The sequence below is a fragment of the uncultured Corynebacterium sp. genome, from assembly GCF_902782855.1.
Lineage (GTDB): Bacteria > Actinomycetota > Actinomycetes > Mycobacteriales > Mycobacteriaceae > Corynebacterium.
In genome coordinates this window covers 1-9,102 of record NZ_CACZOO010000043.1, presented here as the reverse complement: position 1 = coordinate 9,102, position 9,102 = coordinate 1, and the positions used below count along the sequence as shown (strand labels likewise).

9 protein-coding genes are annotated in these 9,102 nt (G+C 66.8%); 2 read left to right on the top strand and 7 right to left on the bottom strand.

Annotated features, from left to right (window positions below; genetic code table 11):
• Positions 1-1,139: UDP-galactopyranose mutase (glf, locus tag QZV72_RS01830; protein WP_297004503.1), on the bottom strand; the 1,139-nt coding region annotated here is incomplete at its 3' end.
• A 36-nt stretch (positions 1,140-1,175) separates the two neighbouring features.
• Between glf and QZV72_RS01825 the strand changes: the two genes are divergently transcribed.
• Positions 1,176-2,321: a zinc-binding alcohol dehydrogenase family protein gene (locus QZV72_RS01825; RefSeq protein WP_297004500.1), complete on the top strand. Its 1,146-nt coding sequence runs from the start codon at positions 1,176-1,178 to the stop codon at positions 2,319-2,321.
• Between the two features lie 9 nt (positions 2,322-2,330).
• Here the strand turns inward: QZV72_RS01825 and QZV72_RS01820 are convergent, their stop codons facing one another.
• The 4 genes from QZV72_RS01820 to serS form a co-directional block, all read right to left on the bottom strand.
• The gene (locus QZV72_RS01820) at positions 2,331-3,113 is read right to left on the bottom strand and encodes an acetoin reductase (RefSeq protein ID WP_297004496.1); all 783 of its coding nucleotides are present in this window, start codon (positions 3,111-3,113) and stop codon (positions 2,331-2,333) included.
• A 267-nt stretch (positions 3,114-3,380) separates the two neighbouring features.
• Positions 3,381-4,241, bottom strand: coding sequence for an HAD family hydrolase (locus QZV72_RS01815; RefSeq protein WP_297004506.1), 861 nt, complete (start codon positions 4,239-4,241; stop codon positions 3,381-3,383).
• A 71-nt stretch (positions 4,242-4,312) separates the two neighbouring features.
• Positions 4,313-5,278 carry a 1-acyl-sn-glycerol-3-phosphate acyltransferase gene (locus QZV72_RS01810; protein WP_297004494.1) on the bottom strand — a complete coding sequence of 322 codons (966 nt, stop codon included), beginning with the start codon at positions 5,276-5,278 and terminating at the stop codon, positions 4,313-4,315.
• A 44-nt stretch (positions 5,279-5,322) separates the two neighbouring features.
• Positions 5,323-6,597: a serine--tRNA ligase gene (gene serS / locus QZV72_RS01805; protein ID WP_297004492.1), complete on the bottom strand. Its 1,275-nt coding sequence runs from the start codon at positions 6,595-6,597 to the stop codon at positions 5,323-5,325.
• Between the two features lie 32 nt (positions 6,598-6,629).
• Between serS and QZV72_RS01800 the strand changes: the two genes are divergently transcribed.
• Entirely contained in the window at positions 6,630-7,670 is a 1,041-nt protein-coding gene (locus QZV72_RS01800; RefSeq protein ID WP_297004489.1) for a septum formation family protein, read from the top strand.
• 51 nt (positions 7,671-7,721) lie between these two features.
• Here QZV72_RS01800 and QZV72_RS01795 read toward each other — a convergent pair whose 3' ends face one another.
• Both QZV72_RS01795 and QZV72_RS01790 read right to left on the bottom strand, forming a co-directional pair.
• Positions 7,722-8,480, bottom strand: coding sequence for a hypothetical protein (locus tag QZV72_RS01795; RefSeq protein WP_297004487.1), 759 nt, complete (start codon positions 8,478-8,480; stop codon positions 7,722-7,724).
• A 116-nt stretch (positions 8,481-8,596) separates the two neighbouring features.
• On the bottom strand, positions 8,597-9,102 hold a 506-nt coding region (locus QZV72_RS01790), incomplete at its 5' end, for a hypothetical protein (RefSeq protein ID WP_297004483.1).

Below are 9,102 nucleotides of genomic sequence, written 5' to 3'. Positions count from 1 at the left end.
TAGGTGGACAGCGCCGCACCGATCGCCATGTGCATGTCAAGGTACTGGTAGGTGCCCAGGCGTCCGCCGAAGAAGACCTTGTTCTCCGCGGTCTCGGCGTCCGACAGCTCGCGGTAGCGCAGCAGCTTCTCGCGGTCCTCGGGGGTGTTGATCGGGTAGTACGGCTCGTCGCCACCCTCTGCGAAGCGGCTGAACTCCTTCATGATGACGGTCTTGTCCGTCGGGTAGTTCTTCCGCTCCGGGTGGAAGTGACGGAACTCGTGGATACGGGTGAAGGGGACGTCCGCGTCGTTGTAGTTCATCACCGGGGTGCCCTGGAAGTCGCCGGTGTCCAGCACCTCGGTCTCAAAGTCCAGCGTCCGCCAGCCGAGGTGCCCCTCGGAGTAGTCGAAGTAGCGGTCCAGTGGGCCGGTGTAGACGACCGGGGCGTCCGGGTTCTCCGCGCGCAGCGACTCTCGCACGTCGAACCAGTCGGTGTCGAGGCGCACCTCGATGTTCTCGTGGGACGCCATGTTCTCCAGCCACGCGGTGTAGCCCTCGACGGGAAGGCCCTCGTAGGTGTCGTTGAAGTAGCGGTTGTTGAAGGTGTAGCGGACCGGCAGACGGGAGATGTTCGCCGCGGGCAGCTCCTTCGGGTCGGTCTGCCACTGCTTGGCGGTGTAGTCGCGGACGAAGGCCTCGTAGAGCGGGCGGCCGATCAGCGAGATGCCCTTCTCCTCGAGGTTGGCGGCGTCCTCCGGATTGAGCCCGTCGGTCTGCTCCTTGATGAGCGCCTTCGCCTCGTCCGGGGTGTAGTACTTCCCGAAGAACTGGTTGATCAGGCCCAGGCCCATCGGGAACTGGTAGGCGGTGCCGTCGTGCATCGCGAAGACGCGGTGCTGGTAGTCCGTGAAGTCGGTGAACCGGTTGACGTAGTCCCAGACCTTCTTGTTGGAGGTGTGGAACAGGTGGGCGCCGTACTTGTGGATCTCGATGCCGGTGGTGGGCTCGGCCTCGGAATAGGCGTTGCCGCCGATGTGGCTGCGGCGCTCGACGACGAGCACCCTCTTGTTCAGCTGGCTGGCCGCACGCTCGGCGACGGTCAGTCCGTAGAAACCGCTGCCGACGACGATCAGGTCGTAGTTGCTCGAGTCACTCATAACCGTCCACGTTACAGGTCACCTACCCTCGACAGCATGAGTGACCTGACTGCCACCGCACCGCCGGAGACCCTGCCCGAAACCATGCCCGAAACCATGCCCGCCGTAGCCGTGACGGGGGCCTTCCCCGTCACCGATCCGCGGTGCCTCACCGATGTCGTCGTCGATGTCCCCACCCCCGGGCCCCGTGACCTCCTCGTCGAGGTCGCGGCGGTGTCCGTGAACCCGATAGACACGAAGATGCGCCTCCGGGCCGCAGCCGCCGTCGCCGCCGGAGAGCGCCCCGTTCTCGGGTATGACGCGGCGGGCACGGTCGTCGCCGTCGGCCCGGAGGTCACCGGCTTCGCCGTGGGGGACGCCGTGTTCTACGCCGGATCGCAGCTGCGCGACGGGACGAACTCGCGGTTCCACGCCGTCGACGAGCGGATCGTCGGCCGAGCCCCGTCTTCAGTCTCCACGGTGGACGCTGCCTCGCTCCCCCTGACCGCGTTGACCGCGTGGGAGGCGTTGTTCGAGCGGCTGGGCATCGGGCTGGACTCGGGTGTCGCGTCCGGTCCGGCCAGCCCGGCGTCCCTGCTGGTCGTCGGTGGTTCCGGCGGGGTGCCGAGCATCATGGTCCAGCTGGCCCGCGCACTGACCGGTCTGACGGTCGTCGCGACGGCGGGACGGGACGGGTCACGGGAGTGGATGACGCGGATGGGTGCGCACCATGTGCTCGACCACCGGAAGGACCTCGCGGGCCAGGTGGCCGCGCTGCAGAGGCCGGTCGCGGACGGTGGGGAGGGTCTGCCGCCGGTGCGGTACGTGTTCACCTCGCAGTCCGGTGGACGCTCCGGTGACCTGGCCGCGCTGATGGCACCGGCGTCCCGTCTGTGCCTCATCGACGATCCGGAGAGTTTCGAGCTTGGCGCGTTCAAGCGCAAGTCGATCTCGCTGCACTGGGAGTCGATGTTCACGAAGGTCATCTTCGGCGCCGGTGGTACGGGGGGGGCTGCGGACGCTGCGGTCGATCCCACGTCCCAGGGCCGCATCCTGGACCGCGTCGCCGACCTGGTGGACGCGGGTCGCATCGTCCCGACCACCGGGGACGTCCGGGAGGGGATGGACGCGGCCACCCTCACCGGCGCGCACCGTGATCTGGAGGCCGGTCACGTCACCGGCAAGATCGTGGTGCGGGTGTGATCGCGGTGATCAGTTGTAGAGCATGCCACCGTCGACGAGCAGCACCTGGCCGGTGACGTAGTCCGCGTTCGGACCGGCGAAGAACGACACCACACCGGCGACGTCCTCGGGCGTCTCGATCCGGCCGAGGCTGATCGAGTCGACGTTCTCCTTGAGGTTCTCACCACGGGGCTTGCCGTTGATCTCAGAGAGACGCTCGTCGATGAGGTCCCACATACCGGTGCCGACGATGCCGGGGGCGTAGGCGTTGACCGTGATGCCCTTCGGCGCGAGTTCCTGGGAGGCGACCTGGGTGATGCCGCGGACAGCGAACTTCGAGGCCGAGTAGGCGCCGAGGATCGGGAACCCCTTGATGGAGGCGATGGAGGCCGCGGAAATGATGCGGCCCTTCTTGCCGAGCTCCTCGAACTTCGCCGCAGCGGCCTGGATGCCGAAGACGACACTGTTGACGTTGATGGAGAAGATCTTGTCCAGATCCTCCCCGGTGATCTCGAGAACCGGCTTGACCTGTGCGATGCCGGCATTGTTGACGATCACGTCGAAACTGCCGAGCTGCTCGGCTGCAGCGTCGACCGCGGCGACGATGTCGTCCTTCCGGGAGACGTCGGCCGCGACGAAGATCGCGCGGCGGCCGAGGGCCTCGATCTCCGCGACCACGCCCTCGGCCTTCTCCTCCTGGAAAGGCAGATCGGCGACGGCGATGTCGAAGCCGTCGGCGGCGAGCTTCAGCGCGATGCCACGGCCGATGCCCTGACCTGCGCCGGTGACGAGTGCTACACGGGGTTCACCCATGACTGTTCCTTCCGGATTGGTTTCTCAGTTGTCGGTGCCCGACAGGTTGCGCCGGAACACACCGCCACCACAGTAGCCCCGTTCCAGCTCTCACTTTTCCATTGCCGGCGTGACCCTCCCCACAGTTGCACGACCGATGACTCCGACCCCGTCCGGTCTTGTCCGGCCGGCTGACGGCGACAGCTGCCTTCACGCTCTACGGGGTACCCGGCAGCGGTGACCGGCTGAGTCGACCGGCTGAGTCGGCGGCACACGCCGGCGGAACGCTCAGAACCAGCGCTCGAGGACCTCCGCCACGCCGTCCTCGTCATTGGTCCCGGTGTGGTGTCCGGTGGCTGCGACCACCTCAGGCACCGCGTTCCCCATCGCGAACCCGTGCCCCGCCCAGCGCAGCATCGCCAGGTCATTGGGCATGTCACCGAAGGCCACGACCGTCGCCGGGTCGATCGAGGGCACGGCGTCCACCCCGACGTCCGTGCCCGAGGCGTCCCCCAGGGCGTGGGCCAGCCCCGACAGCTTCGTCACCCCGGGGACGTTGACCTCCAGCAGACCACCGTGGAACGACCAGGTGACATGGGCGTCCGACGGGTCGACGACCGGGTTGACCAGGTCGAACATGTCGGCCGAGAGCATGTGCCCGTGCCGGACCAGCAGCTTCACCGCCGGCTTGGCGAGTAGTCCGTCACGGGTCTCCACGGCGTGCTCGTCGGTGTCCCAGGCGTGCGGGTACGCCGGTTCCACGGCGAAGAGCTCCGACGCCCGGTCGAAGGCACTGGTCCCGGCGCGTTCCACGGCGAAGCTCACCGGCCCCAGGCCACGACGGGCCAGCGGCGCGGCGGTGGCGTCCAGGATCGCGCGGGCGACCCGGTGCAGCACCCCGGGGGCGAGTTCGGCGGCGTAGGTGATCCGGTCGGCGGCGGCGTCGTAGACGACCGCCCCGTTGGCGCAGACGCACACCGGGGCGATGCCGAGCTGTTCAGTGACCGGCAGCATCCACCGGGCCGGACGCCCCGAGGCGGGGATGAAGCGCACCCCGGACGCCACAACCCGTCCGATGACCTCCCGCGTCCGGGGTGAGACCCGGTCGGCGGAGGTCAGCAGGGTGCCGTCGAGATCACTGACGACCAGCGAGGGACGCGGGCCTGCGGCACCCGCGTCCGGTGCACCTGTGGCGGAGGCTGCTACGGCAGGGTCCACGCTCAGCGCTTCAGCAGTTTCTTCCACAGGGACTTCCACAGGGACTGCCGGACCGGCTGCTTCCTCTTCTCCGGCTCCGGGTGGGCCGCCTTCTCGGCCTCGCGCGCGGCGCGCTCCTCGCGGCGCTTCTGCGCGTCCGCCCGGTCCTTGACGGTGGCCTCCTCCAGGGTCGGCGCGGACCCGCCGAGGGACGCCGGCAGCCAGTTCTCCCCGGCGGGGAACGGCCCGTAGAGCTCGTCGTAGCGGGCCCGGACCTCGTCGAGTCCGGCGACCATCGCATCATGCAGCCGGGCGGCGTCCGCCTTCGCATCCCCGGTGACCTCCACCGGCTCCCGGACGGAGACGATGAGCTGTGCCTTGTCCGGACGCCAGACCGGCTTGCGGCCCTTGGTCCAGATCCGCTGCGAACCCCACAGGACCACCGGGATCAGCGGGACGCCCGCCTCGTGGGCGATTCGGGCGGCACCGTCCTTGACCTCCTTGATCTCGAAGGACCGGGAGATCGTCGCCTCCGGGAAGATGCCGATGAGTTCGCCGGCGGCGGCCCGCTCGGTGGCCTCACGGACCGAAGCCGCACCGTCCGCCCGGTCGACGGGGATGTGCCTGCAGCCGGACATCGCGGGGCCGGCGACCGGGTTGTCCCAGATCTCCTTCTTCGCCATGAACCGGACGAGGCGTCCGCCCTGGTAGGCGGCGGGGATGCCGCCGAAGACGAAGTCCCAGTAGCCGGTGTGGTTGACCGCCAGGACCGCTCCGCCGGTGGCGGGGATGCGCTCGGGGTGCTGGATCTCGACCTGCAGGTGCTGCATGCGGCGCATCCACAGCTTCGCGAAGGGGATGATGATCCGCCCGTAGAACGGCTCCCGCGACTCGGGGTGGGGCGGGGTGTCCGGCAGCGCCGGGGTGATGGTGAAACCCTTCGGCAGCCAGAAGTGGTCGCGGGGCAGTTTGGGCAGCGTGAAGGCCATGGGAATGTCTCTACCTCTACTTCTTCCGAGCTACTTTCTCGGTGCTACTTCTTCTTGGGTGTCAGGACGTCCTTGCCGATGAACGGGCGCAGCGCCTCCGGCACGACGACGGACCCGTCGGCCTGCTGGTTGTTCTCCAGGATGGCCACGAGCCACCGGGTGGTGGCCAGGGTGCCGTTGAGCGTGGCGGCGGTCTGTGCCTTGCCGTTCTCGTCACGGTAGCGGGTCCTGAGGCGCCGCGCCTGGAAAGTGGTGCAGTTCGAGGTGGAGGTCAGCTCACGGTAGGTGTTCTGCGTCGGCACCCAGGCCTCGGTGTCGAACTTGCGGGACGCGGAGGAGCCCAGGTCACCACCGGCGACATCGATGACACGGTAGGGCACCTCGACGGCGGCGAGCATGTCCTTCTCCATGGCAAGCAGCTGCTGGTGGATCTCCTCGGCATCCTCCGGCTTGGCGTAGACGAACATCTCGACCTTGTCGAACTGGTGGACGCGGAGGATGCCGCGGGTGTCCTTGCCGTAGGAGCCGGCCTCGCGGCGGAAACAGGAGGACCAGCCGGCGTACTTCACCGGACCGTCAGAGAGGTCGATGATCTCGTCGGAGTGGTAGCCGGCCAACGCGACCTCGGAGGTGCCGACGAGGAAGAGGTCGTCGGTGTCGAGATGGTAGATCTCATCGGCGTGGGCGCCGAGGAAGCCGGTGCCGGCCATGATCTCCGGACGTACGAGCACCGGCGGGATCATCAGCTGGAAGCCGTGCTCGATCGCTTTGCGCGCGGCGAGCTGCAGCATGGCGAGCTGCAGGAGGGCGCCGTCACCGGTGAGGAAGTAGAAGCGGGCACCGGAGACCTTTGCGCCGCGCTCCATGTCGATCAGTCCGAGGGACTCGCCGAGCTCCAGATGGTCCTTCGGCTCGAAGTCGAACTCGCGGGGGGTGCCGATATGCTCCAGGACGACGAAGTCGTCCTCGCCGCCGGCGGGTGCACCGGTGACGATGTTGGAGATCTTGTACTGCAGGTCGTGGACGTCCTGCTCGGCGGCCTTCTCGTCGGCCTCGACGGTCTTCACCGCGTCCGCGAGTTCCTTGCCCCTCGCCTTGAGCCGGTCACACTCGTCGGGGGTGGCGTCCTTCATCTGCTTGCCCATGGACTTGGAGTAGCCCTTGGCCTCGGCACGGGCCTTGTCTGCGGCGGCGATGAGGTCGCGGCGGCGCTGATCTGCCTCCAGGAGCCGGTCGACCAGCGACGGGTCCTCGCCACGGGTGCGCTGTGAATCTCGGACGACGTCAGGGTTCTCCCGGAGGAACTTCAGATCAATCATGGCGTCCAGCTTAGCGGCACCGGCGTGACACAATGGTGGGCATGTCCACTGAAGCGCCTTCGCAATCCGCTGAGCGTCCGCTGCACCCGCGCCGTCGCCGCGTCCTCCGGACAGTTCTCGTCGCCGCGCTGTGCGGTGGTGTCGCGGCGGCGACATACGCGATCGTCAGCCCGGACGGCTCAAGCCCGGTCGTCCCGGAGAGGAAGGACGCCGTTGCCGCCGAACCTGCCGCCTTCTCTGATGCGGATGCGGGAAACTGTCTGAACTGGACGCAGGACGGAACGGTGACGCGCGACATTGTCACGGTGGACTGCGCGCAGCCGCACCGGTTCGAGGTGGCGACGCGCGAGGACCTCTCGCAGTACCCGACGAGTGAGTTCGGGGAGGACGCTCCGCAGCCGGACCTGCAGCGGCAGGCACAGCTCACCGCCGAACTGTGCACCGCCCCGGTGACGGAGTACATGGGAGGCAGGCTGGACCCGACGGGGCGGTACACGATCTCGCCGATTCTGCCGCCTGCGGAGGGCTGGGCTGCAGGGGACCGCACGATGCTGTGCGGGGTCATGGTGACGGACCCCGACGGGACGGCTGAGGAGGTCAGCGGCGTGGCCGCAGGCGCGGACCAGTCGCGGTACTCGCAGGTGGACGTGTGCGTCCGTGCGAACGGGAATACCGCGTCGGAGGTTCCGTGTGAGCAACCGCACTCGTGGCAGGTGACGAAGGTCGTGAACCTCGGTGAGAACTTCAACGGCGCGTGGCCGACAGTGGAGGACCAGAACAAGTGGCTGGCCGGGGTGTGCCAGGCTGCGGCGGTCGACTACCTGGGTGGCGGGGACGCCGGGGATGAAGCGCTCTACCAGTCGACGCTGGCGCCGTTCTGGACCACCATTGCGGAGGACTCCTGGAACGCCGGCTCGAGGACGGTGAACTGTGCGCTGACGAAGGGCCGTGACGGTGCCGGGCAGGACGGTGCCGGCGACGGTTTCGCCGATCTCGCCGGTGACGTGCGCGGCGAGTTCACCATCGACGGCAACCCGCCGGCGGAGCAGCCGGCGCGGAACCCGCGGCGGTAGGGGTCAGGGCTCGGGGACCGGGGCGCATGCCTGGTTCCAAGTCCGCCCAGCCTATCTGCCGGGCTTGAGCTCCGACATCGGTGTTCCGCCGAGAGGAGTGGGCGACAACGCCCAGTCGAAGGCCAGGTCGACAAACTCCTCAATGCTGATATTGAAACCCCAGACCGCTTCGGGCGTTACCGAACGTCCCACGAACTCATCAATCCAAGCGTCAGTATCGCTTGTTGATCGATAGAGAACTTCCACACCTGCCTCAGCCAGCCTAAGTATCGCAGCAGCTCGCCTCTCGTCTTTCCATCCTTCATCGATCTTGTAGATTCTTCGAGCAAGTGACGGAGTTAGAGTAATGCGTTCGACCTCCCCCGGGACACGGTCCCAAAAGATCCCCATCCGCCCAGAACTATACCATGAATCGCTCTGCGAAAATATTCTCCTTATCACACAAGCGAGCATCTGCTTAAACGCATCCTCGAATCGGTCAACCGGAGCACACTCCTGTCCTTCAAGATCCCTTTCGTCGTTGCTGACTACCGTCCAAGACCCCGGCACAGGCGCGATCCGGCACACCCCAAACATGCTTGAAGGACCCCGCTCGTCACTTCCATAATAAATTCGGTCATCCGAAACGAAAAACGACTGCTCGAACGGTCGACCTATCAATTTGGAAACACGACGCTCGAATGCTGAAATTCCTTTCAGTATCGACGTCCAATAGCTGGAGACCTCGGGTTTTATACTCTCGCAGTCACCTGAAGAAGTGCTCGAATCGTCCCTGACATGACCTACAGAATTAAAGTCTTTGACATTCATTTCAAGATACCTAATCAATCTCTTTTATAACGTGCCCAGTGATCAACACTCGGATCGTCGCAGGCTTGCCAGTTGCTTGGTCAATAATCTGAAACTGCATTCCGCCGCCGGGCTGATTAAACCAGGGCGGTCCCGTCGTGGCCCCTGCGTGCCGCTGTCGACCGATCGGTGAGCAGCGCTGCCAGTTCGCCCGTGTCCACGCCGTGGATGAACGGCGCGGGGACAGTCACGGTACTGACATCGAAGTCCGACCCCAGCAGACGCAGGTGGATCCGCCCCTCCGAGCGCACCCGCACCCGGTGCCACAGGACGGTGTCCACCTCTGCGGTGGTGATGTCCGCCAGGGCGACCCGGGCGCGGACCAGTCGCCCGAGGCGGATGTGCAGCACCTCCTCGTCATCGACGGCGAGGACGCACGCACCAACCGCCTGGTACCCCCACACCATTAACGGGGCCGCCGCACCCGCGATGAGGAGCAACCATCCCAGGGACGCATTCGGGGTGGTGCCCAGCAGCCCCCTGATTCCGACGACAATAACCAGGACGAGAGCCGCCATCAGCGGGCCGAGCAGGAGCCACGGATAATCGCAGCGGATCCGCCAGGACCCCGACCAACCCCGCT